We start from the raw sequence: 25,322 nt of genomic DNA on the forward strand, positions 1-25,322 counted from the left end.
AAAGTTGTGATTTGCTTTCTGTTTTGAGGTAACTTCAGGATTACACAACTATCCTGCTATTGTTCCGGTTCCGCTCTATTGTTGTGATTTGTTTTCAGTTTTGAGGTAACTTCAGTATTACACAACCATTTATCGCCCATTTCGCTAATTATATTAGTTGTGATTTGCTTTCTGTTTTGAGGTAACCTCAGTATTACACAACGTACTATATGCAATCACATTAATGTGATAGTTGTGATTTGCTTTCATTTTTGATGTAACTTCAGTATTACACAACAATACGGGAAAAAACCTATTGATTTTCCCGGTTGTGATTTGCTTTCAGTTTTGAGGTAACTTCAGTATTACACAACATATTATGTCCCATTCCATCCAACACAGTGGTTGTGATTTGCTTTCAGTTTTGAGGTAACTTCAATATTACACAACTAAACAGGTATCAGGGGCTTTACCGATACCGTTGTGATTTGTTTTCATTTTTGAGGTAATTTCAGTATTACACAACTGTATTGAAACTCCATAAGCCTTAGAGAAAGTTGTGATTTGCTTTCAGTTTTGATGTAACTTCAGTATTACACAACTCGACCTATTGTTAAGAAGGTCTATTGCTAGTTGTGATTTGCTTTCAGTTTTGATGTAACTTCAGTATTACACAACTCGACCTATTGTTAAGAAGGTCTATTGCTAGTTGTGATTTGCTTTCAGTTTTGATGTAACTTCAGTATTACACAACTCGACCTATTGTTAAGAAGGTCTATTGCTAGTTGTGATTTGCTTTCAGTTTTGATGTAACTTCAGTATTACACAACTCGACCTATTGTTAAGAAGGTCTATTGCTAGTTGTGATTTGCTTTCAGTTTTGATGTAACTTCAATTTCCTTTTTTGATCAATACTTTATACTCTAGTTGTGATTTGCTTTCATTTTTGATGTAACTTCAGTATTACACAACAATATAATCCTGCGTTACCTCTGCCTTATCGTTGTGATTTGCTTTCATTTTTGATGTAACTTCAGTATTACACAACTTCATTAATTATTGTTATTAATCCTCTTTTGTTGTGATTTGCTTTCATTTTTGATGTAACTTCAGTATTACACAACTTGTTAAGTCTTCATAACATAAAACACCTAGTTGTGATTTGCTTTCATTTTTGATGTAACTTCAGTATTACACAACAGAAAAATAGTTTGGAATAAAGAAAAAATAGTTGTGATTTGCTTTCATTTTTGATGTAACTTCAGTATTACACAACAGAACTCATCTAAATCTTTTATAATTAACAGATTACAAGAGATTTTAAATAAAAAAACGGAGCTGCAGCTCCGTTTTTTTATTCCTATTCAGGTATCTTTCCCCGTTAAAACAGCTCCAATTGCTGAACCACTTCCGGCACCGGACTTAATTCCCTGCCACGGAAAATCTCCATCATGCCAAATTGTTTATCTGTTACACACATAATACCTACATGCCCTTTTACCGGCAATTTACTCTTCACCCGCTTGATATGCACTTCAGCATTCTCCTTACTGGAGCAGTGCCGTAAATAAATACTAAACTGAAACATGGTAAAACCATCCGTTAAAATTTCTTTTCTGAATTTTGCATAAATCTTTCTTTCCTTTCTTGTTTCAGTCGGAAGGTCAAAGAATACCAATACCCACATAGTACGATATGCATTTATACGATGAAACATTTTACTTTCAGCTTTTCTATCCTCAAATTAAATCAACTCAGGATAAATTATTTTCCTGGCCTTCCCTTCATAACATTTACTTAAACTGGCTGTTGTACGCTGCACAGCATTCATTAATGGACTATTCTTTCCTTCAATGGTTACATCCATTGAAGGTATACTAAGCAATAAATGCTTCATAGAAGGTGTCATCTCTAAAAATTTACCATTACCCTTAATGATTTGACAAACCAGTTTATCTACAAAAGGACGGTAAGGCTCCATGATGTCATCAGCCAGGCAATAGGAATTATATTGGTTTCTATGATGTATTCCCAAAGTCGGTAACAATCCTGACCCCGTCAGACTCCTTGCTACTATTGCTCTAAGTATGGCGTATCCGTAATTCAATAAATTATTAGGAGGATCACCGAACCGATCTCTTTTAAACATCAGAAAGTCCGGGAAAATTCTTTTCCAATAATATGCCGCAGCCTTTGCTTCGTGATTTTCACTATCGCCGCTTTTCACTTCACCGGCATAGGTATACAATAGCTTACTTTCCTGCCTTTCCTGTTTCAAAAGAGCAGCCTGGTTTTGTATTTTAGAAACCACTGTTTGTTGCCACAATTGCTTTTTCAGTGGAACTGTAGCTTCCACCTGCGCTTGAAAACGCTGGCTTTGTAAAGTATTACCATCCAGACTAAACCACATCCCTGCGGGATGATGCGCTTCATCACAGGTTATAACAGCCGTATTATTTGCCAGTAATCTCGCCAACAAAACCTGCGTAATCGTAATCTGACGATGATCTAATATTAGTAAACCTATATCTTCAATGGGTATTGTTCTTCTTTCACCGCTATCATGAAGCTCAATAATTAATTGTTCATTACTGGTTTTCAGATAAGCAGGATTTCCAAAGTATAAAGTTTTCTTTATCATTCTCTTAAGTTGAAATGTTTTTTATTCAACCGTAAACAATATTCAGTACTCTAATATTCTCCTATCGAAACGATATTACCAATATGATCTATTCTGACTTTTACAATTCCAGCCAGATCTTTTAAACTTTTTACCTGACGATAAGCTACCCCCTGCAAATTTTTATCATCATTCAGCTTCGACTCCTGATGATGCCTGAACTTAAAATCTCTGATAATATTATTCCCATACTTGAGTAATGAAATAGATTGTACCCTGAACAGATTCGGACTGATCATGCTTTTATTCTTTGGATCCAGCAGATCTATTTCCAAAGGGTTGAAACCCGACAAACCATTGGGAAATACAAACATTTCATTGACTTTAATTGTATACAGAAACTTCCAACCCAAACCCTGATTATATTGTTTATCAATCACTGTTTCTCCATTTGTTACTAATCGCACCGCATCGATAAATGAAACTATCCTGTCTTGCAATACTCCTTTTTCATCTGCATAGATTGATACATGATGATTACTGCCAGGTTGTATATAATTATTCGGAATTAATTCACCATTTACGTCTAATAACGACTTTCCCAAATGGTCCATTTTAAAGCCTAAAGGCTCAGCATTTTTCACACCACTGATAGCAACTCTTTTAATGGTTATGCCCTTTTCTTTATTGAGCCATACCGGATTTTTTTCAAGATCAGAGAAAGCTTTCTTCGCATCTCCGTTAAATTCGTTTAGCCTTTCTTTTAATATTCGCTTCACTCCTTCGTCCAACACTTTTTCTATACTTTTATCATCTTTGAAATTATCCGGAGTAAGCTCCTTACGGATAGAGTAATCCTCTTCCAACCAAACTAATTTGACCAACTCAGGTAAGATTTTTGTCTTTTCAGCATCCAGATAAACCGGATTTTTACTCAATGAATTTTTTCCGGTGAAGGCTTTTTTAGGATCATTATCATTTTCAGTCAACCGCTGCAACAATACCTTCCTATAGTGAGGATTTGTTATTCTTTCAATAGTAGCTTTATCAAACTTAGCACTAACTTTTTCTTCCTTACTTTGATAAAAATTATACTTCCCATAAACAGTTTCTTTATGTAACTGTCCTCTGGGCGTTAGTACGGTTGTAACCTTTTCAAACTGCTTTATCCTGATTTTATTCTTGTTTTTAGTAACTACCTTATTCTTTGCTTTGTGCGATACAAACAGTTGTTCGAGTTGTTCTTTTACTACAGCCCGGAAATTCTTTACAGGTTCTTTGAATTTTCTTTTCCGGTTGCCCAGAGAATCATAAACAATATCCGCGTGCTTCTTTTCTATACCAATAATATGTCCATGGAGTGGATGACTTTCATTCTTCCGTGCATTCAGGTGATTCAGATACTGTATATAGGCTGGCTTTGTTAAAGCAATCACTAAAGCGTCTACTGCATGATGCCGATGATCATCGCGCTTACTCCAATTGACAATATTTTCTTTAATCTGGCCATCTTTTTGCAGAACAGATTCAATAAGCCCCACAGATTTATAGCGTGGATAATTCAGCTCCTGCATGATATTGTTTAGTCCCCAGTCTTCTCTTAAACGCGCAGTTATACTTCCACTGGTAGAAACCACTCTCCTTGATATATCTAACATTATTTCCTTCGCTTTTTTAGCGATATATTGGCTTTCTCTTAAATCCCGCTCAATAAAGCCGTCTCCTATTTCGCTCTCTCTTTTCTGCAGTTTGAGAAATTTTGCTTTGCCAATACCTTCTTCCTTATTTTTTAAATTAAATTCATGCAGCAATCTAATTCTGTTTAAATATTCTTCTATCCCCTTTTCACCATTTTTATTTAACAAATAATCGAATGCCGTTTGATTGCCCTTCTCCTGGTTAACTTTTCTAAACACCAATGTTTTATTAGAGAAACTATCATCAAAAAGTGTCATTTGCGGAATAATATGATCCACATCAATTTGTTTACTGAATAATATTTCCCGGGGGATATAAGTATTTGTATAAATATCCTTGTATCCGTTATTTTTCAATTCTTCATACAGCTTATAACGTATTATATCTTTTCTTGAAGGATTAGGTACTCCAAATTCAGTCTGAAGTATTTTTGAAATTTTTATATGGTTTAACTCTGCTGAATTAATAGCAGTACTAAGCTCTTTTCTTTCTGCTGTATTCTTTTTTAATTCTTTGGATAACTCTATCCGGATTTCATCAAAATGAAAAGGGTGTTGATTACCCGTTAATCTTCTCTTTTCATTTTCCCGGTCTATCAGCATATTCACCACATTGACAGTCTGATTGAGAATTTTCTCTACTACGGGACTACGCAATTCATTTTTCTTTATAGAAGGTAACCGATCTTTTAGTACTTTATTTTCTATTTCTTCTTTCGTCAAAGAAGCTGCCGAATGCCTGTATCCTGCTTCCGCACAAGCTTTATCATAAGTTAATTCTTTGATGAAAGGAACGATCTTTCTTAATGCTTTTGTACTAAGACTGGCATAATCACCCAGGAAAACAATTTCTGATAAAATCTTAGCATGTTCCGGTTTAAAACCGAATTTTTCACATATCTTTTTTTTAAGGCCCACATTACTGTTACCATATCTAATTATATCTTCCTGTGTATAGTTTTTAACATCGTCCTCCACCGAATACAACAGATGCCACAAAACATACGAAGGTTGCTTTTCAAATGCTTTACCGTCAGACTCTGCATCAAATTTTAGTATACCAGTATCGATTCCTAATGAATTAAAAACCGTTTCAACCATTTTTTTGATTTCTGAAGCCGGTTGTTCAATTACCGATACATCGATATTGTCATCTTTATCACTTTTAATTAAACTATTTTCATACCCTTCATATTCTAATATCTTTAAAAAAGCGTCGTATAACTCTTTTGAGGTTTTATTCCCCTCCAAAAACTTATAATTCATTTCCCAATCGGATGGTTTATATCCTAATATTCTAAAAGCATCGCCGGCACTTAATCTTCCTTTTACATTTAACTCTTCGAACAATAAATCTTTTTCTTCCTGCGATGGAGCTATTTTCTCACGGGAATTTTTATTCCTGAACTCCAGGTGATTCAATTGTTGCCATATTTTGAACTCCTGAAACAAAGGTGAAGAACGAGGTGCTACACGTAAGCCGATTTTTTTTCTAATTGTTTTACCATTCTGCACCATCTCTTTTTCCTGACTTTCAAACTCACAGAAACTGATCAGGCCTTTCTGAGATTTCAATTTCCGTTGATAGAAAATAACGATATCTCTCAACTCTTGTTTTAGTTGGTTTGTCAGCTGAGGATAATATCCGGCCTGGGTCTGCCAGATCACTTCGAACTCATCCAGGTAATCCTGTCGGTAAAAAACCTGTCCTTTAAGTCGGCTATGAGGATTATTCTGTAGTTTTTTATATAGATATTGACCAACTGTTTCTTTATTAAAAAACAACTCTTTACTTCGATCGCTTATTTCTCCAAGATATCCGCTGGATTTATTTATTTCACCATTGATATCTGTGATTACATAAGCAGCTTCCTCTTTTGTTAACTGATATGAAAACGCTTTTGACCGCCATTCATATGCCTTCAATCGCTTTTCTTCTCTGGTTCCTTTATTTTCTGCGATATTAAAACCGTAATGGCTCCAAAATATTGCTGATGTAGCTTTTTGCCCCTTACCGGAAAGCAGCTTTTTAAAGTCATCCGTAAATATCTCAGGATAAAATTGTTTCTGATATTCCCATACCTTATCAAATTCAGCATTTAAATCTGATCTGTAATAGTCTGGCAATCGCTTCCTGCCATCTTTTAATAAGGAATAAGATAACTGTCCGGGGGTAAGATTCAGATCATACAATTGTCTGGCAACGGACATACTATCAATGACCTGTCCTTCATCTGCCGACTTCGCTTTTCGACTGCTTTTATATCCTCTTTTCTTATTAATAGCCAGTAGTACTTTAGCAAAGTCAGCTAAAGAAATTTTTTCGGTAGCTGCTAAAGCCCTGTTTCTCCAGGTAGAGAAAGTTGAATCATTACCACTTTCATTTAGTAAAGTATCGTCGTTTATAATGTTGTTATTTTTCAATAATTTTATTAGAGCACTTCGCCGGAGCTGATATCGATCAAGATTCCGTCGCATTCCTCTTTTCAAAGTACGTTCGGCATTTACAGCTATAGGTTTTCCTTTTTCAAAGTTTGTTTGTTCATCTGTTGTCAAAGGATTTACACGCACTCCGGCCAATTCTATGAATGAACTTTCATAATCCTCACCCTCATCTACCACCGCAAAGCCAATAGAAGTAGTTCCCAGGTCTAAGCCAAGAATTTTTTTTCCCATTTAGCAAGTTTTATTTTTTTATTTCCAACTTTTTGTTAGCTTTACTTTGAAAGCAAATCACAATAAGGATTTTTCCGTTGTGAAAACATTTAGCGCCTCGACTACCTTCGGGGCATTTTTATTTAAAACAATATATTAAAAAACTCATACACTTGCAGTATGGTTTTCCGTATTTAAATAAAAAAAATACAACCCCCTTTGTAAATATTGATTTTTATCAACAGAAAAGAATTATCGCAAATATCCATCTGCAGTTATAATAGTGGAAAATAAAACGCTGTGCAGCAGTTATAATATATACTCCGGAGCTACATAATCTGTCAGCCATACGCCATTGGCTGAAATATAAAAACTGATGCCGTCGGCATACATTTTACCGGCATCAATTACTAAAATAACGGGTTTACCATGACGGCTACCTACTTTTAAAGCAGTTTCTTTGTCTGCACTCAGGTGTACCTGTTGTCGGTTTCTTTTTTGTATACCGGTTGTTTTTATAGAATCTATATTCTTTGCAGCAGTTCCGTGATAAAGTAATTCAGGAGGTTGTTGGGTAGTAAGTGCAAGGTCTATTTCAATAGAATGACCCTGATTGGCGCGAATCTTCGAATGATCTTCATTAAATACAAAACGTTTTTTATCATTGGAGGCAACAATTTCTTCAAGTTGTTCTTTATCAAAAGAAATATATTCCGATTGAGATTTTATAATTAACTCTCCTACCTCTGCCCAACCGTTTTCATCCAGTTGCAGTTGTATTTGTTCAGGATGATGCCTCAATACGTAACTTAAAAATTTGCTGATCGTTTTTTGTTGTTTGGGCGTCATGTTGCTATACATTTAGAAGTCTCTTATAAATTTCTTCATTTCCTTCATCAAAACAAACAAATAAAACCTTCTCTATACCAGCAGTATTAAAATGTTTGACTGTATCTATAGCTATTTTAGCAGCCAGTTCTTTAGGAAATTTATATATACCTGTACTGATATTAGGGAATGCAATTACTTTAACGTTCAACTGATCAGCCAATAATAAACTATTACGATAACAGTTAGCCAGCAATCTTTCACATTTCTCCTGATCACCGTTCCATACCGGGCCTACTGTATGAATCACAAATTTTGCACTCAGATTTCCAGCGGTGGTATAAACAGCCTCTCCGGTAGCACATTTCCCCTGTTTATTTCGAATAGCAATACACTCCTCCAGAATAGCTTTACCTCCGGCTTTATGAATAGCACCATCTACACCCCCACCGCCTAAGAGAGATGTATTAGCTGCATTCACAATTGCATCAGCTTTTATTTTAGTAATGTCTGCTCTTAAGACTTCTATTTTCATTATATAAAATATTTTCAAGCAAATATAACAGAAATGTTTATAAAGCTAATACCATTATTGTCTAACTTCATCTTAGAGTTTAAAAGTATTCATGACAAAAAAAGAGATCTCATAAACTGATTACTGTACCGATCCTATGCTTTTTTTCCTTCTTTAATTGATAAAAATTTCAGTCAATTAAAGAAATAGAAATGACATTGTCATACGGTTAGCCGTAATTTTTTTCAAAACGAATAGCTATTTTGGGTCAAAGAACAGGTAAGATGACTATTATCAGGAGAAGTAGCAAGCGGGTTGAAATATATCAACATAAGCAATGTGTGTAACAAAAATAAATCAATGACCTACTGCTTAGAAGGCAGTTGCTCTATAGATCATCAACATCCATGCGAATGACATAATATTAAGATAGTAAAACTAATTCATAACTCCAATTTGGAAATTTGCCATTTTTTTTGTATCTTAATAGATAGGGCTTGCTGTTTTTTTCACAGTAATTCAGGCATCAGCATCTTTTAGATAAACAATACTCAGCTCCCCGTCATCAAACCCGGTGGTAATACCAACCGCATTTTTCAGAAAAGAGTTGCTAAATGCTTCAGATTCTATAAAGTCAGTTAATATTTTTTTTGAGAACTCCAGCACTTCATTCCATTCTTTTCCCTGAGAAAATGTTTTTCCGAAGCCGAGATACTTATTCGCGGGTTCAAAATCAACCTCTGTAGCCCAATCATCATCATCTGCATCAAAGTGTTCCGAACCGGTTAAGTACATTAAATACTGTTCTTCAGTTTCTATTAAACCGAAATTAAAACCTGTAATTTTTTCATTCGCCACACTAGTGGCTGTAATAGAATGAATCCATTTAAAAAAATCCTGCTGAAAACTCATATATAGATACTTTTATTTGATTCTATCTTTTATACATCAACAACGTACTCAGTAAAATAATTATTATCTTAAAAAGATTTCTTCAACTTTAATATATTGTATTTGCTTCAACTGTTGCGCAATCCAACAACAGTATTCCTTTCTAATATAAACATTTTTCATAAAAAACTCTACTCCTTCTACAATACAGCTATCCCTTGTTACATTAACCTTTGCCAGATCAATAGTCATCCCCACTCCTTTCGCTTTTAAAACGGCTTCCTTTTTTGTCCAGTAATCAAAAAAAAGCAATGCATCCGATTCTACATTCTTATATTCTTCTTCATTGAGTACATTTCTAAATTCAGATATATCAATGTTCTGAATCAGCTCAACATCTATACCTATTTCAGCAGATTCAGATGTTAGTACTACAGCCAGATCTTGTGTATGTGAAATATTGAAAAATGGAATGCCTTTTATGAATGGTTTTCCAAAAGTATTATACTGAATATGATTTAAATAAGTCCAATCACCATTACAGACTTTCTCTATTAATAGAAAAATGGCAAGCAGACTCACCTGTCTGTCTTGCCATCTTAATAAACTTTTAATCTTATTCTTATAATGAGCATTTAATTTCGAATAATAATAATCGAACCATTCTGATTGCTCAGAACCTTTCATTAAAGAATAATAAAGATGTATCACTTTTCATGATTAATTAATTCTGAATTCTTCCATCACATTCATTATACTCAGATGAACATGTGGTGTAACATTCGTATAGTTTTCCGCATCTTTACTTAATAATTCAGCTGCGGGCAGGTAATGATTATAAAAATCATCTGCTGTATTGAAAAAAAGACAACCGATCACCATTTTACAGATTCCGTAATCATTTTCATCTATACGCTGTTCTATAGTAACACCTTTTAATACACTTCCAAAAATGGATTTTGATAAAGGAAGATGCTTTTTTACATAATAGGTTATATCAAACCATGATGATTCATTAATAGGATATTCGACTGTTATTTTTACCATATGCTAAATCTTTTCACATTCAATAATACCGGACAATTCCGTATTCGTTAATATTAATCGTTTGAATTTCAATCCTGCGGCAGCCAATAGTGATTTAAATTCTGTTTCTGTTCGTTCTTTACCGGTAGTCATTGCGTAAATATTCAAATCCAGCAATTTACTTGCATGGGGTTGATTGAGTTGATCAGGAATCACGGCTTCGATGATGAGCAGTTTGCTACCGGGCTTCATCGCTTCATAAGCAACTTTTAGAATTTGGGCAACCTGTTCGTCATTCCAGTCATGTAACACCCACTTGGTCATATATAAGTCGGCACCGGCAGGAATACTTTCAAAGAAACTACCACCTTCTACTTCGCATCTCGATTTCAAATGATCTGGTATATTCTTTTTAGTTGCCTCAATTACATAAGGTTCATCAAATACAATTCCGCTACTATCGGGTGCAGCATTCAAAACACCGAATAGCAATGCACCGTTACCTCCGCCAATGTCTACAATTGTTTTATAAGGTGTAAAGTCATAAGATTGCGTAATACCCTCAATTACCGCGCCCGAAACACCCGCCATTGCTTTCACCAGGTTTTCGCCACGTTCGGGGTTTTGTTTATAATAATCCCATACCTGCATTCCGTAATGTTCTTCGAAAGGAACTTTACCCGACTGAATACCTTCGGTTAACTTTCCGAAAGCAGCAAAATGTTCACCGAGATTCGCTAGCGCCCAGGGAGTGATAGAACCGGAAACATTACTCAAAAAGCCACTTCCCAGCTCATTGAGCTGAAAAGTTTTATCAGCGGTCTCTTCAAAAATACCTTCACTGCAAACTGCGCGCATCAAACGATAAAGCGCCTGCTCGTCACTGTTTGTTTTATCCGCCAATTCTGTAATCGAAAGCGGTTTTTCAAAAAGTAAGTCTGCAATTTTTAATCTGGCTACGGCATGCATTGCACAAGCGGTCCAATACCTGCTGATCAGCTCATATAATTTTAAAGTATTTGCGGGATTAATCGAATACTGTTTCATAACGCTTATTTTAAAAATTACTGATTTAATTTTTGATTTAGTTTTGAAATTTAAATAATCGTATATACATAAACGTACACTAATATACGTATTAATTCTAAATCCACAATATATGAAACTGAACATTCCAATGCCGGTTATCGATTCTATTCACTATTGGTCGAAATATAACCCGGAAAAAATTGCATTATCGTATGAGGAGAAGGAGATTTCTTATCGGCAGTTAGAGCAAAATATGAACAAATTCTCGAATTACCTCGCTCTTTTAAGTAAAAAAAAAACGACAAAGTTATCTTTCTGTTAAATCAGTCTATTGAGCGTGTAATCGTGATGTTGAGCATATGGAAATCAGGTGCTGCTTTTGTTTCTTTTGACAGTTCTTATCCCACCGCAAGATTAGAATTTATGGCAGAAGATGTGAATGCCGATTTTTTGATTACAACTGCCTCACTCCGGCACAAAGCATCTTTCTTTAAGGGAAATTTAATTGTAATTGATGATCCGGAAACAATGAATGCTATTCTACAAATAGATGACAATACTCACCAATCGGATCAGTTACCAAACGAACTGGCTTATCTGGCTTATACTTCAGGAAGCACCGGTATTCCCAAAGCAGTGATGGCAACACATGAAGGATTAGCAAATTTTATTGAGAACTTCAAAAAAGTAATTGACCCGGGTATCAATGACAGTGTTTTACAAATTTCGAGTCCTAATTTTGATGGTTTGGGCCTTGACCTCTGGGCACCGCTTTCTTACGGATTAAAAGTTCATTTATATCCCGATAATCGTATAGTAGGTGAACCTTTACTTGATTTCATTATTGACCGGAAAATCAGCATTCTTCCTTATATTCCGGTGTCAATTCTTTCTACTCTCCCCAGAGACGGAAGAACAGGAAACATAAAAAAACTTTGTTTCGGAGGTGAAGCACCGCTGCATGTTGTTATTGACTACTGGAAAACGAAAGTAAAAGTTACCAACATCTACGGACCTACTGAAACCACGGTTATCACCAGCGCATTTCATTATAATGAACATTATCCCCTCGCTACCATTGGCCGTGCCTTTACTAATGTGGGTTATCATTTGCTCGATGAAAACCTGCAACCTGTTCCTAAAGGAGAAGCCGGTGAACTTTATATTACCGGTGTGCAACTTTCTAAAGGTTACTGGAAACGCCCCGACCTGACGGCTGAACGTTTTGTAAATATTACTTTAGCTAACGGATCTGTTCAACGGGCTTATAAAACAGGAGATTTATTTCGTGAACTGGAAGACGGAAATATCGTTTTTGCCGGAAGAGCAGACCTGCAAATAAAAATACGCGGGTTCAGAGTAGAAGTATCGGAAATTGAAGAAGTACTCAGGAAATCAGGACTGGTACATAACTGCGCCGTAATTGCCAAAGGAGAAGAAGAAAAAAAACTGATTTGTTATTACATTGCTGAAAAAGAAGTAGCAAGTGATACCTTCAGAAAACACTTATACGAATTACTTCCTGCGTATATGATTCCTTCTTCTTTTGTGCATATAGATGTTTTTCCTTTAACCGACAACGGAAAAATTGACCGGTCTGTTCTGCGCGAAATGGAAACATCCACTTTGTATGAAAACAGAGCTTCATATGTGGAACCGGTTACTGATATACAGAAAGAATTATCGGCTATCTGGTCGTCGATGCTCGGCACTTCACCAATCGGTTTGAAAGATAACTTTTTTTATTTCGGAGGCAACTCCATACTCGCCTATAAAACAGTATCAATTATCAGAAAACGTTTCGGAAATCATGTTCAGGTCGCTGATATCTTTTTATATCCTACCCTTGAGGAGCTGGCAGATTATCTGACAGATTCGGCAACCAACACCCCTGTACCGGAAATTATTTCAACCACCGAAAAAATGCCGGTACTCTCTTATCAGCAACAAAGTTTATGGTTCCTCGATCAGTTGAGCAATAGTTCAGATTATCACATACTGGTAAGGTATGAAGTAAAGCCCGATATATCTTTTAAAAAACTTGAAAAAGCATTCCGCCTATTAATCAATGAACATCAGATATTAAGAACAGTCATTAAAAACGAAAACGGCATTGCCTATCAGACATTACTGGAAGCTGATCATTTTGAACTGAACCGGTTGGATGGAAATATACCCATAGAAGATATTCAATTGCCTTTTGACCTTAGTAATGATTTTATGCTGAGCGCCTATTTACAATACGCCGATGCTACGCCTTCGCATCTGTTTATTGTGATTCATCACATTGCAACAGATGGCTGGTCTATGCCCGTCTTAATAAAATCATTAAACACTTATTATCACTCTTTAAGTCACGTTATAGAACATCCATCAGTTGAAGAAAAACTTCAATACAGAGATTATGCCCACTGGCAGCAACAAAAAACTTTTTCCGGAGATAGTATTCTTTTCTGGGAAAATTATCTGAAAGGTGTTACTTTATTAGATCTGCCATACAGTACGGCCCATTTAAAAAATATCAAAAAAGGAAAACAATACCGATTTTTTATTCATGAACGGTTGAGTGATGATTTAAAAAATCTGGCAGAAAACGAACAGGTTACACTTTATATGGTGATGTTATCAGCTTTTAGCCTGCTGATGCAACATTATACGCAACAGGATGATATTTGCATTGGCTCTCCGGTCGCTAACCGTACACATCCTGCACTTGACGAAATGATCGGCTATTTTGTAAATACATTGCCTGTGCGTATTAAAATCGAGAATGATCCGCTTTACAAAGATTTTCTGAAAAATATCAGCACTATATTGCCGAAAGTGTTCCGGCACCAGGAAATTCCTTTAGAAATGATTATTCACCATGCCGGTAATTACCGCAATGAAGGAAATAATCCATTTTTTAATACGGTATTTGCATTGCAGGATTCTTTTAAGGTAGTACCTCAGTTGACAGATGTGGTATTCTATCAGCCCGAATGGCTGTTTAACGGATCAGCAAAATTTGATCTGCAGTTTGAAGTATTACCACAGGGGAAAGAGTTATTGGTAAATATAGAGTATAAAAGTCCGCTTTTTTCAGATAATTTCATACAATCATTGGCTACAGGATATATGAATCTGTTGAAATCGATTGCAGAAAACCCTGACACCAACATCAGTAGTTTTGAGATTACACCTGTACCTGCCGAACTTCAATTACCAGCACCCGCACCAGATAATAAGAAGATTATTGAATTGTTTGAAACACAGGTAATGAATAACCCTGATAAAATTGCAGTTCATTTATCAGGAGATGAAATAAGTTATGCCGGCCTCAACCAACAGTCAGGTCACATTGCAGAAATTTTATCTGACCTGGCAACGGTACCAGGCGATTTTATTGCCTGTATGCTCGATCAACGAATTGATCGTATCAGTGTTTTATTAGGGATTGTTAAATCCGGCGCTGCTTATGTTCCACTGGATGTTCAGTATCCTTTAGAAAGAATCCGTACTGTTCTGGAAGATATAAAACCAAAATATCTCATTACTTCTACCCGCTTTAAAGAAAAAATCAAGGACCTGGAAGTGGATTGTTTGTTTGTGGAAGAATTAATGATCAATTATCAGCAAACAAAAGTAAAAGACTCTTATGCGGATAACTACAACGATAAAGATTTGATGTATGTTATTCATACATCCGGTACCACCGGTCATCCGAAAGGCGTATTAATCGAACACCGGGCCGCTAATAACTATATCCGTGAAATAGCAGAATTGTTAGAGATCAACAGCAAAGATAAAACCATTCAATTTTCACCTTACAATTTTGACGGTTCTATCATTGACTTATGGATGCCTTTAACACAGGGTGCTACGCTTTATCTTTATCCTAATAATAAACTTTTAGGAGATCCGCTGGCTGAGTTTCTCATTGAAAAAGGCATTACTAAAATTCCTTTTATTTCGCCTTCCGTACTATCTACTTTACCAAAAATTTCAGTATTCTCTAAGATTTCGGTTATTGGAACTGGTGCGGAAAGTTGCCCGCCCGCATTAAGCAATTACTGGTCACAAAAAGTAAAACTATTGAACTTATATGGGCCAACTGAAACTACGGTATCAGTCAACCGGTTTGTATTTGACCTGCTACATTCATCCAATACCATTGGTGTACCAACTTCTAATATGCGATTTTATGTACTGGATAAGTTCGAAAGAGTCGTTCCGGCCGGTGTAAAAGGTGAATTACATTTATCCGGTATTCAGTTGGCGCGTGGCTATCACCAACAACCCGAGCTTACAAATGAAAAGTTTATTACGAATCATTTTATAAAATCACGGGAGGGTGATAATATTTTTGACAGACTTTATAAAACCGGCGACCTGGTAAAATATTCAGAGGAAGGTTTACTGGAATATCTTGGAAGAAAAGATCAGCAGGTTAAAATAAGAGGGCAAAGAGTAGAACTGCAGGAAATTGAGCATCACCTGATGCAGATTGAAGGTGTAAATAATGCTGTTGTGCAGTTGGTTAATCACACGCAACCTCTATCAATCAGAGCTTTTTTTACAGGGAATATAACAGTAAATGATTTACGTCAGCGACTGAGTCAAAAACTTCCGGCTTATATGATTCCTTCAACGTTTATACCGCTCAAGATAGTACCGGTCAATCATAATGGAAAACTCGATCAGCATGAACTGAACAGGCTCGCTGATCATTATCAGCATACTTTTGTGCACGAAGAAACTCCTGTCGGTATACATGAAATACAGCTAAAAAAAATATGGGAAGAAGTGTTGAACAGAAAAATAATGCAACTGGATGATAACTTTTTTAACATAGGCGGACATTCATTGTTGCTGATCAAACTGTATAACAGAATCAGTGAGTATTATCCGGGTAAACTATCATTAGGCGATCTTTATACCAATAGTTCTATCAGGGATCTGGCATCATTTTTAGAAAATAAGGTGCTGCAGGCCGGTAAAGATCCCGAATTAGGAAAAGACGCATTGAGCCGGCAAATTATGGAAGATGCAAATATCGATTTGGGTGACCTGGCTATCAGCTCGTTACCGAAAGGAAACTTTCTGCAACCAGAAAAAATATTACTGACAGGTGTTACCGGATTCGTTGGGGCACACTTACTAACGGAATTACTTCATCACACTGCCGCAGATATTTATGTACTGATCAGGTCGCAAAATACCTCGCATGCATCTTCAAGGTTATACAAAACTTTAGACGAACAAAAGATTATCTTACCAGATATACATAAAAACAGAATAAAGGTATTGAGTGGTGATCTGTCTATCCCGGATCTTGGCTTATCTGCCGAAGATTATGCATTTCTTGCCAGTGAGTTAGATATAATTTATCATGCGGGCAGTGCGGTTAACTTTATACAACCCTATGCTTATATGAAAGCTACCAATATAGACGGATTCAGGATGCTGATTAAACTGGCCACTGATAAAAAGCTGAAAAAAATCGCTTTATTATCAACGGTCGGTGTTTTTAGCTGGGAACACCATTTTTCAAAACCCGCAATACTGAGAGAAACTGACCCGATCGATAGTGTATTCAGATGCCTTAGCCGTGATATGGGATACGTACAAAGTAAATGGGTAATGGAAAAAATGGCTTTCAGAGCAATTGAACAGGGATTACCGATTACTATATTCAGGCTGGGCTATGTTTTCACCAATGGTAATTCGGGCGCCACTGCTAAATATCAATGGTGGAGCCTGTTTGTAAAAACCTGTACCGAATTAAAATACTACCCGTTATTAGGCGATCAGAAAGAAGAATTTGTAACGGTTGATTTTGTAGCCCGCTCAATTGTTCACATCGCTCCTCAACCGCAAGCGACAGGAAAAGTATTTCATCTCAGTCCTGACCCCGCCAACAATATTACTGTTGTAGACTTCTTTGAAATGCTCAACCAGGAATTCAATATGGGTCTGCAACCTGTTTCTTATGGCGAATGGGTGAAGATGTGGGAAAAAGATGAGAACAGCCCGTTATATCCTTTATTAAGCTTATTTAAGTTTGAAGTATATGACAAAAAATCACTCATAGAGCTGCATCAGGATACACCGAACTTTGACATTACCAATACACTAGAACATCTGGAAGGCTCAGGAATAAAGCCTCCAAAGGTAAACCGCAATATTCTTCTGCAGTTTTGCAGGTATATGAATATAATTGATTAAAACATATTTTGAATACCGGATAAACCCTTTTTCATTAAGTGTTTATCCGGTATTATTTCATAAAAGTTTAAAAATTATACTTTCACTCTTTAAGAGATTTATCTATATAATTAAGTGTTGTATAAAAACACCGGACCTTTAAATGATTGTTTAAACGGTTATTTCATTTCTTTTACGGATAAAAAATCTTCAAAAATCTATAACTCTGACATTCATGGTATTTAACTTTTATTTTGAACAGGTAAATGAAAAATTAAACTTTCCAGGCATGCTTTTTAAACCCTCAATAAAAAAGCATATGGCAAACTCAAAACAACAACAAGGAATGAAGAATGCACATTTACATGATTTATTCATTGACGAACTCCGGGATATTCTCGGAGCAGAAAAACAATTATTAAAAGGACTGAAAAAAATGGCTTCAGCTGCATCCGGAGAAAGTTTAAAAGCAGCTTTTGAAGAGCACTACGCTCAAACGGAAGAGCAGATAAACCGCTTAAAAGGCGTTTTTCAGTCGTTGGGATTATTAGCCAGATCAAAAAAGTGTAAAGCGATGGCCGGATTATTAGAAGAAGCAGATGAAATTATGGAAGATTTTGAAGATGACCCCGCGCTGGATGCAGCATTAATAGCAGCAGCTCAAAAAGTTGAGCATTACGAAATAGCCAGTTATGGTTGTTTAGTAACCTATGCCGAATTAATGGAACACACTGAAGCGATGTCATTATTGGAAGAAACATTAAACGAAGAAAAAGAAACAGATTCAAAGCTGACACAAATAGCGTTGAGCGAATCTAATTTAGCTACAAAAAAATGATCTGTATGATTTTACCCCCTTTTATTTGCAATGAATTAAAGAGGTGAAGTTTTTTTCACTTCTTTAATTCATATTATAATACCTCGGCTACTTATATTTATCATTTAGCCCGACTCCTCCCAGAATCATTGGTATAATTTTTTCTACACGGGCAATTTTAGTTTTTTCCTGTTTAGCTTCTTCAATATATAAAATATATTCTTTCTGTTTTCCGGGAGTTAATTTTTCAAAAGCAGGTTTTAATGTTTTTTCAGCTTTAAAAGCATTTATCAACAGTACAGGTAAGGAGACCGGCTGAAATTTTTCAGGCTTAATTTTCAACCCTTTCTTTTCAATTTCAACAGCTTCTTTAATATACTCCAATATTTTTTTCTCCTCTACTTCATCAATTGAGGTAAACCTCCATTGACGTAAAGACTTTGTTTTTCCTTCCTGTGCATTTACGAGTACTTTATACTTGTCTTTCAAAAAAACACCATTGTAAAACCATACGGTGAAATAATTTTTAAACCCTCCGTAGCTCACTACATTTTTACCTTCATAAGTAAACACTTCTGCCCCCCATTTAATACTTTTTTCCAGGCCACTTTTATTCAGAATATTAGCCAGTAATTTCAACTCTTTTGTCCATTGTGTTGTTGATTGCATTCTGTCTTGTTTTTAAACATTAACCACTCTTAATTATTAATTAATCTAAGGTTTTGTTTTCCAGATTTTATCTGAAAAAGGGAGATACTCCGGTAAAGCAGCCGAGCCATACCAATTGAACACTTCTGCCTCCAACAAGCCTATGGCAATGGCCGGGTCTGTTTGTAATACTTTTTTGGTTTCATCCGGAGAAGCAATACCTGTTAAGATGAACAGGCCACGAAAGTTTTTATCATTTTTTCCAAACGGACCGGCAACAATGAGTTTCCCTTCAGCTACAAGACGATTAATATTCTCCATATGGCCACGAAAACTTTTATTGATCAGCTCACTGTCAGTAGTAGTATTCGTACCGGTTTTAAGAATAACAAAAATGAAATTTTTCATACCATACTCATCACCTCCTAATTTCGCTGCTAATGCTGCGTTATAATTCGGATTGGCTACCGTCGTATCTTTCAAGCCGGTTAATAGTTTCAGTGTATAGCTGAATTGTTTTTGCTGACCGTCTGAAACGTTAACCAATACTTCACGGTCACTTATTCTTTCGTATACAATTCTTTTAGGAAAATCGTGTGCAGGATTATTGAATGTATAGATATTTCCGGTTTTTGTCAACTTAAAATCCACTTTCTTACCCTGGTTTTGTCCTATTACTGTAGCGCCGTACAAAATCTCGTTATTGATATAGGTCAGATCAAGATATTCAGTAATCACAATTTGATTATCTATCAATTTATAAGAAAAACCTTTGAGGTGCTGGTCGTTCATTTTATCCCAACGTTCATATATTTCTTTACCTTCTACTTTCCAAATGCCTTGCAAAAAAGAGGGCATCGTTGGTTGCGCGAACATCACCTGAGTGCATAAAGCAACAATCAGCGCTAAAATATATTTCATAACCGTACATTGAGTAAATAAAAATGTGGATACTGAAAAGTTAAGCAGAATAATTCATACAGTAATATTTGTATTAACTTTAAAAAATTATTATTCCGGTAACTGTGGCAATAATAAACTTACTTTGATTTGGGGAGTTGTCGCTTTTTAGCCGGACTTTTTTTGGCCAGCTTTTTATCCAGCAATTTGAAGAAGGTCGACAAGTCCATATTATGTTTATCCAACACATTAATCAGCGTTGACAAACCGATATCATGCTCACCTCTTTCAATTTTTCCGTATTGCGTTCTGTCTATATCGTGCTCAAGCGCAAAACGTTCCTGAGACAAAGAGGTATTCTTTTTCCTTAGTTCACGTATGAGTCTCCAACTTCAATCACTAATGGATGTTTCTTAATCATTGTAATACAAAAGAATTGAACCTCTTCTTTGTTAACAACGTAATATTTTACGTGGAAATTCTTGTCAGATGAAGTTAAAAACCATAAGTTTGTTTTAATCTTCTCTCTGTAAGGCGAGGAGAATTTCAGTGAAGTAAAGCGAAGCCTCTTTCCAGGGGCTTCTATTTTTCGAGTCTGCTAAAGAAGTCTTCCAGTGAAGTATCAAATGCTTCTAAAATCTTCGCAAGTGTCACAACTTTGATATCAATATCACCCCTTTCCATTTTTGAGTAATGATTGCGATCGAAATCGTTTTTCCAGGCAAATTCTTCCTGGCTGGTATATCCGGCTTCAAGCCTGAGTTCTTTTAATGCTTTCCCAATCTGAATGCTGAGATCGTTTCTGGATTTTACAGGCATAGTGCAAAAGTGTAATCTATATTACTGGCGTACAACGTATTATAATACGTATTATTTTATGGAGGAGTATTATTTGGATAATTAGTGAAAGAAAACAAATGAAAATCCTATTCGCAAAGCTATAGTGTTGCCTTAAATCAAGTATTCGACGACCTGATTCAGTAATATTTTAAACCACAGAGGAGCAATAAAGTTATTCTGCAGCTTACGCTGAAAGTATCCTTTCAACTCAAATGACTAATTCAATACAGCGCTTTGCTGAATTGCAATCAGGTTGATCATTCGCTGATCCGTTTATCAGCGGCAAAACTCCATCAGTGTATTATAAGAGAAATCAAAAAGTTTAGAAGAAACATCTACGGAACTTAGCATATATCAGATGATATACGTCTAAAGAATTGATAGTCAAACTATTTATATTTAAGACAATACATTGAGCCTGATCGCTTTTGCCACCGCCTCATTCATAGAATGAACCTGTAATTTTTCGTAAATGCTGCGGATATACTGGCGAACTGTATTGATAGATATTTCGAGGTTATTAGCGATCATCTTGTAGCTGTTGCCGTCAACAAGTGATTGCAGAATATCTTTTTCTCTTTTGGTTAATTTGTAATCTGTAGTATTAACCTGTCTGATTGCTGCAAAAGCCCTCATCATCTTTCTGGCAATGGTTGGGCTCATCGGTGATCCCCCATCTACGGTATCAAGAATGGCTTCTATTATTTTTTCCGGGCTGGATTTTTTTAGCAGATACCCTTTTGCACCCAGGCAAATACTTTCAAAAACATGGTGGTCATCTTCAAAAACGGTTAGCATAATCACCGGTACACCAGGTTGTTTTTCCATAATATGCTTCAATCCAAAAAAGCCATTGGCTTCCGGCATATCAATATCCATCAGTACTACATCAGGGCGGTAGAAATCCATGATCTTTTCTATCTTGAGGCAATTTTCCCAACCGCCAACACAATTTAACCCTTTACCCGTTTGTTCTAATAACGCGATGAGCTGCTCACGTAAAAGAGCATTGTCTTCAAAAATAGCAACGTTTATCATAACCGATGATTAAAAGTATAAAGTAAGTAGCTTTTATTCCGATTGACAACTACATTATCATGCGTAAGGAAACTGCGCTGTAACAGTTGTTCCGTTCTCATTGCTTTTGATTTCAAAAACGCCTTGTTGTCTTTCAGTACGGCTTTTCATATTTTTCAATCCGTTTCCTTTTTTTAGCGTATCGGCTTCAAATCCTATACCGTTATCTTTAACAATAAGTTGCAGATATTGTGCAGATTTTACCAGTTTGATGGAAATATTGGTGGCTTGTGAATATTTGGCCATGTTGTTCACTGCTTCTTTAAAAACAAGATACAGATCCCTGCGTTTTTCAGCAGACAGTTTTACCTTTTCAAAACTCTCATCTACGCTAAAATAATATTGTATCTGTTGCGGTTCAAGTACATTGGCAGCAAATTCTTTCATGCGTACAACAATCTGCGAGAAAATGTCATTCTGAGGATTCATACTCCATACAATATCACTGATATTCTCCATTACTGATTGTGTATTCTCTTGTATTTTCTTTACCTGATTTTTAGATTCCGCTTCATGTAACTGATTGATGGTGGAGTAAGACAATAGATTGATAGCAGTAAGTGTACTGCCCACCTCATCGTGTAACTCTGCTGAAATGCGGCTTCTTTCTTTCAATAGCAGGTTTTTTTGATCCAGTTTCTTTTTGAGCAATGTTCGGTTGAGAATAAACAAAAACAGTATAACTGCAATCAGCAATAACACTATTACCAGATTGCGTTTGAGCTGTTCATTCTGTATTTTTTCTTCTTTTATCAGATTTTCCTGAGCTGCTATCCATTTTGTTTGTTCCAGATTTTTTACTTCTGCTTCATGAAGGCTAAGTGATTTAGCCTGTTGTTCTATTTTCAGGTTACTGATAATCTGCTCCTGTGTGAGCAGTTGAATTTCTTTCTCTTTCTGAGCTGCTTCTATTGAGTATCCCCGCAGCAGTGCATTCTTTTTTTCTAATTCAAGTTGCTGTATTTTTTGTTCGGTGGCGAGTTTGTTTATTTCTGCCTGTTTTTTTTCGGTCTGGTACTGCACTTCCAGTTCGTTGAAATCTTTACGCGATTTTTCATTAATTATACTGTCTTTATAAGCATGAAACTTTTCGAGAAAGGGATATGCTTTTGCTTTATCATTCTTCACCTGCGCATGATAAAAGTTCAACGATCCGTACCAATCACGCAGGGCATCCCTGTCATTATCATTTAGTGCCAATGAATAGCTTTCATCATAATAACGGTTCATCAGGTCTTCATTGCCGGTATAGCCCGCAAACATAGCCCCCATTCTGATATAACGGTGCAACTTTGGTTGTTCTATCTTCCGGCCTTCGGCAATGGCCTGTTCCATGTATTTTAAAGCATTTTCCCTGTCTTTTTTTACGTGGTAAACCAATGATAAATCTACCAGACTGATAAATTTTGTTTCTTTTTTGGCAGACCGGGGTACGTATTCTGCGGATTTTGAGAAATATTTAATAGCGTTCTCAATATCTCCGCTCATCTGATACATCCGGGCAAGATTACTCAATTGTACAATGAGTTCTTCATAATCCTTTTTGTTTTCTATAATAGCGATGCCTTTTCCCGCATAATCAATCGCACGTTCTTTCTCTCCCATTAAAAATGAAGTACTTGCCAATTCTCCGTACAGTCGCCCTGCACTTGCCTCATCATCCAGCTGGTCATAAATACGCAAAGCTTTCAGAAAACCGGCATTGGCTTCTACATATTGAGAATTTTTAGACTTCAATTGACCATACAGGTACCAGATTTCAGCTAGTACAGGTAAACAGTCGGGAGTGCGTTCAGCAAGGTGAATACCTTCATCCAGCAACCGGAAGGCTTCAGGATAATTTTTCCCTGTAGACTGATACCAGGTTGCTTTTAACTTCAACAGGTGCAGCTTCTGTATATTCTGTCGCACAACATCTTTTGGAGTAAACTTTTCTATCTCCGTCCAGTCGGGTTCACCAGATGCAAAACCACCATTTGTTATGGTATAATGGGTTTTCTTAATCAGTGACAAAGCCGCAGCAAAGTCGTTTTGCTCTTTTACTGATTGAGCATATAAAGCATCCAGTACCTGCATTGATTTGTTATGCTCAAACTGCTGATGATATTGCCTTGCCTCGTCCAGTTTTTGTTCCAGATACCGGTCGTTCACCGTTTGGGAAACGGCAAATAATGGCATGCAGGCTAATAAGCAATGCAGATAGCGGATCATAATTGTTTTTAATTACGAATTTAAAAAGTTTAGAGCGAATACCCGAACTGTCTTTTACGCATCATCATGCTATAAAAAACCCTGACTCTTTGTGCAAATTTTGCTGAAAATAAACACTTATGCGTAAGATCTTTTTATTGATTGCCATTTGTTTTTACGTAAGCCTGACAGCTTGTAACCGAAGTGAAAACAACTCTTCTGAAACAGCACCCGCTTACATAAGGCTGAGCATAGCCGGAAAAACCTGGAGCTCAGACGGAACAACGATCATCGGCAACTCTTTTGCTGAAGGTAAGCACAATTTTACACTTGCAGGCAGTGATCAGACCTTCGAAGGACAAACATCCAGACTCTCAATCATATTTTCTACCACCACCGAAATAACTACCGGCACTTATGTGCTTAATGAGCTGGACGGAAGTGCTTCTATTACTCAGGTAGACGGAAAAACCTATCTGACAGGAAGAGCAAACAACTTCGTAATACAAATCACAGAAGTAGCCGGCTCCGGTTCTTCTAAAAAATTCAAAGGAACATTTTCAGGCCAACTGACCGGTCCGGCTCCGGGCGATCGTGTTACAATAACGAATGGCGAGTTTTCTTCCTTATAAGCAAAAAAATAAATCATTAATTATGAACAAGTTAAAATATTTGCTACTATCTATTTGCTTTACTACACTTTTTAGTTGCAGTAAAGAAGAGGAAGACAACCGCAAAACTTACCTTACAATACACAAACACGGTGCGGGTCAGATAGAGTATACCTATGATGGAAACGATCAACTGATAGGCGAAACCTATAAAAAAAGTGACGGCGCCACAGATATTCATCTTACCTATCGCCAGTTCAACGCTGCGGGAATGCCTGAAAGAATAGATTATAATTTTCCGGCAAATCCTTCGCATAAACCTTATTTATTGGTTGAATATGATGCCAACGCAAGGCCAGCCAAAGTAACCAATTACGCTACTGACGGTATATCCGGCCCTTACGACACCTATAACTATACCACTGGCAGAATTGAATACAGAACTTTTAATGTTAGCGGTGCACAACAGTATCTGAGAATATACTCAATAGACAATGCAGGAAATGTAACGTCTATGAACTCTTTAAATGCAGATAATGTATCTACCTGGAGGTTGGTATTTACAGGATATGATAACAAGAAAGCTCCTGAACATCCCTACAAATACCTGTCGATAGCACTCAATGAAACACCCAACTTTTTTTCGGTCAACAACTATACCGGGTACGAGGCATACAACTATGCTGTGTTAGATGCCCGGTATTCATGTACTTACACCTATAACCAGAACGAATATGCAACAGAAAGAGTAACGACCGACCTGCTCTCTAATGCATCTTTCCAGGAAATTTATGAATTTATAAAACGATAACAC

The 25,322-nt window shown here is 36.3% G+C and carries 20 protein-coding genes and 1 CRISPR repeat array; of the genes, 5 read left to right on the plus strand and 15 right to left on the minus strand.

The window, feature by feature from the left end; genetic code table 11:
- Positions 1-3 precede the first annotated feature (3 nt).
- Positions 4-1,255: direct repeats of the CRISPR family, unit length 46 nt; unit sequence GTTGTGATTTGCTTTCATTTTTGATGTAACTTCAGTATTACACAAC.
- Between the two features lie 105 nt (positions 1,256-1,360).
- The 9 genes from cas2 to D9O48_RS04395 all read right to left on the minus strand — a co-directional run bounded on the left by cas2 (position 1,361) and on the right by D9O48_RS04395 (position 11,257).
- Positions 1,361-1,696: a CRISPR-associated endonuclease Cas2 gene (cas2, locus tag D9O48_RS04355; RefSeq protein WP_233589183.1), complete on the minus strand. Its 336-nt coding sequence runs from the start codon at positions 1,694-1,696 to the stop codon at positions 1,361-1,363.
- Positions 1,697-1,723: 27 nt separating this feature from the next.
- On the minus strand, positions 1,724-2,620 hold the full coding sequence (cas1, locus tag D9O48_RS04360) for a type II CRISPR-associated endonuclease Cas1 (RefSeq protein ID WP_126971012.1): 897 nt from the start codon (positions 2,618-2,620) through the stop codon (positions 1,724-1,726).
- 50 nt (positions 2,621-2,670) lie between these two features.
- Positions 2,671-6,972, minus strand: coding sequence for a type II CRISPR RNA-guided endonuclease Cas9 (gene cas9 / locus D9O48_RS04365; protein ID WP_126971014.1), 4,302 nt, complete (start codon positions 6,970-6,972; stop codon positions 2,671-2,673).
- A gap of 288 nt (positions 6,973-7,260) precedes the next feature.
- Positions 7,261-7,800, minus strand: a complete 540-nt coding sequence (locus D9O48_RS04370) for an RNA 2'-phosphotransferase (RefSeq protein ID WP_126971016.1) — start codon at positions 7,798-7,800, stop codon at positions 7,261-7,263.
- A gap of 4 nt (positions 7,801-7,804) precedes the next feature.
- Entirely contained in the window at positions 7,805-8,314 is a 510-nt protein-coding gene (locus D9O48_RS04375; protein ID WP_126971018.1) for an O-acetyl-ADP-ribose deacetylase, read from the minus strand.
- Positions 8,315-8,812: 498 nt separating this feature from the next.
- Positions 8,813-9,205, minus strand: coding sequence for a hypothetical protein (locus D9O48_RS04380; protein ID WP_126971020.1), 393 nt, complete (start codon positions 9,203-9,205; stop codon positions 8,813-8,815).
- 63 nt (positions 9,206-9,268) lie between these two features.
- Entirely contained in the window at positions 9,269-9,895 is a 627-nt protein-coding gene (locus D9O48_RS04385; RefSeq protein WP_126971022.1) for a 4'-phosphopantetheinyl transferase family protein, read from the minus strand.
- Between the two features lie 9 nt (positions 9,896-9,904).
- Entirely contained in the window at positions 9,905-10,231 is a 327-nt protein-coding gene (locus tag D9O48_RS04390) for an EthD family reductase (RefSeq protein WP_126971024.1), read from the minus strand.
- Positions 10,232-10,234: 3 nt separating this feature from the next.
- Positions 10,235-11,257, minus strand: coding sequence for a methyltransferase (locus D9O48_RS04395; RefSeq protein ID WP_158624811.1), 1,023 nt, complete (start codon positions 11,255-11,257; stop codon positions 10,235-10,237).
- Positions 11,258-11,369: 112 nt separating this feature from the next.
- On the opposite strand from D9O48_RS04395, the gene D9O48_RS04400 reads away from it, so the two are divergent.
- The 3 genes from D9O48_RS04400 (at position 11,370) to D9O48_RS04410 (ending at position 18,263) form a co-directional block, all read left to right on the plus strand.
- Positions 11,370-11,561, plus strand: a complete 192-nt coding sequence (locus D9O48_RS04400) for a hypothetical protein (protein WP_126971028.1) — start codon at positions 11,370-11,372, stop codon at positions 11,559-11,561.
- A gap of 26 nt (positions 11,562-11,587) precedes the next feature.
- Positions 11,588-17,446, plus strand: a complete 5,859-nt coding sequence (locus D9O48_RS04405) for a non-ribosomal peptide synthetase (protein WP_126971030.1) — start codon at positions 11,588-11,590, stop codon at positions 17,444-17,446.
- Positions 17,447-17,744: 298 nt separating this feature from the next.
- The gene (locus D9O48_RS04410) at positions 17,745-18,263 is read left to right on the plus strand and encodes a YciE/YciF ferroxidase family protein (protein ID WP_126971032.1); all 519 of its coding nucleotides are present in this window, start codon (positions 17,745-17,747) and stop codon (positions 18,261-18,263) included.
- An 87-nt stretch (positions 18,264-18,350) separates the two neighbouring features.
- Here the strand turns inward: D9O48_RS04410 and D9O48_RS04415 are convergent, their stop codons facing one another.
- From D9O48_RS04415 to D9O48_RS04440, 6 genes are all read right to left on the minus strand, one after another.
- Positions 18,351-18,911 carry a YdeI/OmpD-associated family protein gene (locus D9O48_RS04415; protein ID WP_126971034.1) on the minus strand — a complete coding sequence of 187 codons (561 nt, stop codon included), beginning with the start codon at positions 18,909-18,911 and terminating at the stop codon, positions 18,351-18,353.
- Positions 18,912-18,956: 45 nt separating this feature from the next.
- Positions 18,957-19,811 carry a DUF6265 family protein gene (locus tag D9O48_RS04420; protein WP_126971036.1) on the minus strand — a complete coding sequence of 285 codons (855 nt, stop codon included), beginning with the start codon at positions 19,809-19,811 and terminating at the stop codon, positions 18,957-18,959.
- Between the two features lie 119 nt (positions 19,812-19,930).
- Complete coding sequence (locus D9O48_RS04425; protein WP_126971038.1) at positions 19,931-20,170, minus strand: helix-turn-helix domain-containing protein; 240 nt, start codon at positions 20,168-20,170, stop codon at positions 19,931-19,933.
- 202 nt (positions 20,171-20,372) lie between these two features.
- Positions 20,373-20,609 carry a helix-turn-helix domain-containing protein gene (locus tag D9O48_RS04430; RefSeq protein WP_126971041.1) on the minus strand — a complete coding sequence of 79 codons (237 nt, stop codon included), beginning with the start codon at positions 20,607-20,609 and terminating at the stop codon, positions 20,373-20,375.
- A 420-nt stretch (positions 20,610-21,029) separates the two neighbouring features.
- On the minus strand, positions 21,030-21,668 hold the full coding sequence (locus D9O48_RS04435) for a response regulator transcription factor (protein WP_126971043.1): 639 nt from the start codon (positions 21,666-21,668) through the stop codon (positions 21,030-21,032).
- Between the two features lie 57 nt (positions 21,669-21,725).
- Complete coding sequence (locus tag D9O48_RS04440) at positions 21,726-23,918, minus strand: tetratricopeptide repeat-containing sensor histidine kinase (protein ID WP_126971045.1); 2,193 nt, start codon at positions 23,916-23,918, stop codon at positions 21,726-21,728.
- Between the two features lie 119 nt (positions 23,919-24,037).
- Between D9O48_RS04440 and D9O48_RS04445 the strand changes: the two genes are divergently transcribed.
- Both D9O48_RS04445 and D9O48_RS04450 read left to right on the plus strand, forming a co-directional pair.
- Positions 24,038-24,529, plus strand: coding sequence for a hypothetical protein (locus D9O48_RS04445; protein ID WP_126971047.1), 492 nt, complete (start codon positions 24,038-24,040; stop codon positions 24,527-24,529).
- Positions 24,530-24,551: 22 nt separating this feature from the next.
- Positions 24,552-25,319, plus strand: a complete 768-nt coding sequence (locus D9O48_RS04450; protein ID WP_126971049.1) for a hypothetical protein — start codon at positions 24,552-24,554, stop codon at positions 25,317-25,319.
- Positions 25,320-25,322 lie beyond the last annotated feature (3 nt).

Origin of the sequence: Gynurincola endophyticus (assembly GCF_003991195.1) — a bacterium.
In the GTDB taxonomy this organism is placed as follows: Bacteria; Bacteroidota; Bacteroidia; order Chitinophagales; family Chitinophagaceae; genus Gynurincola; species Gynurincola endophyticus.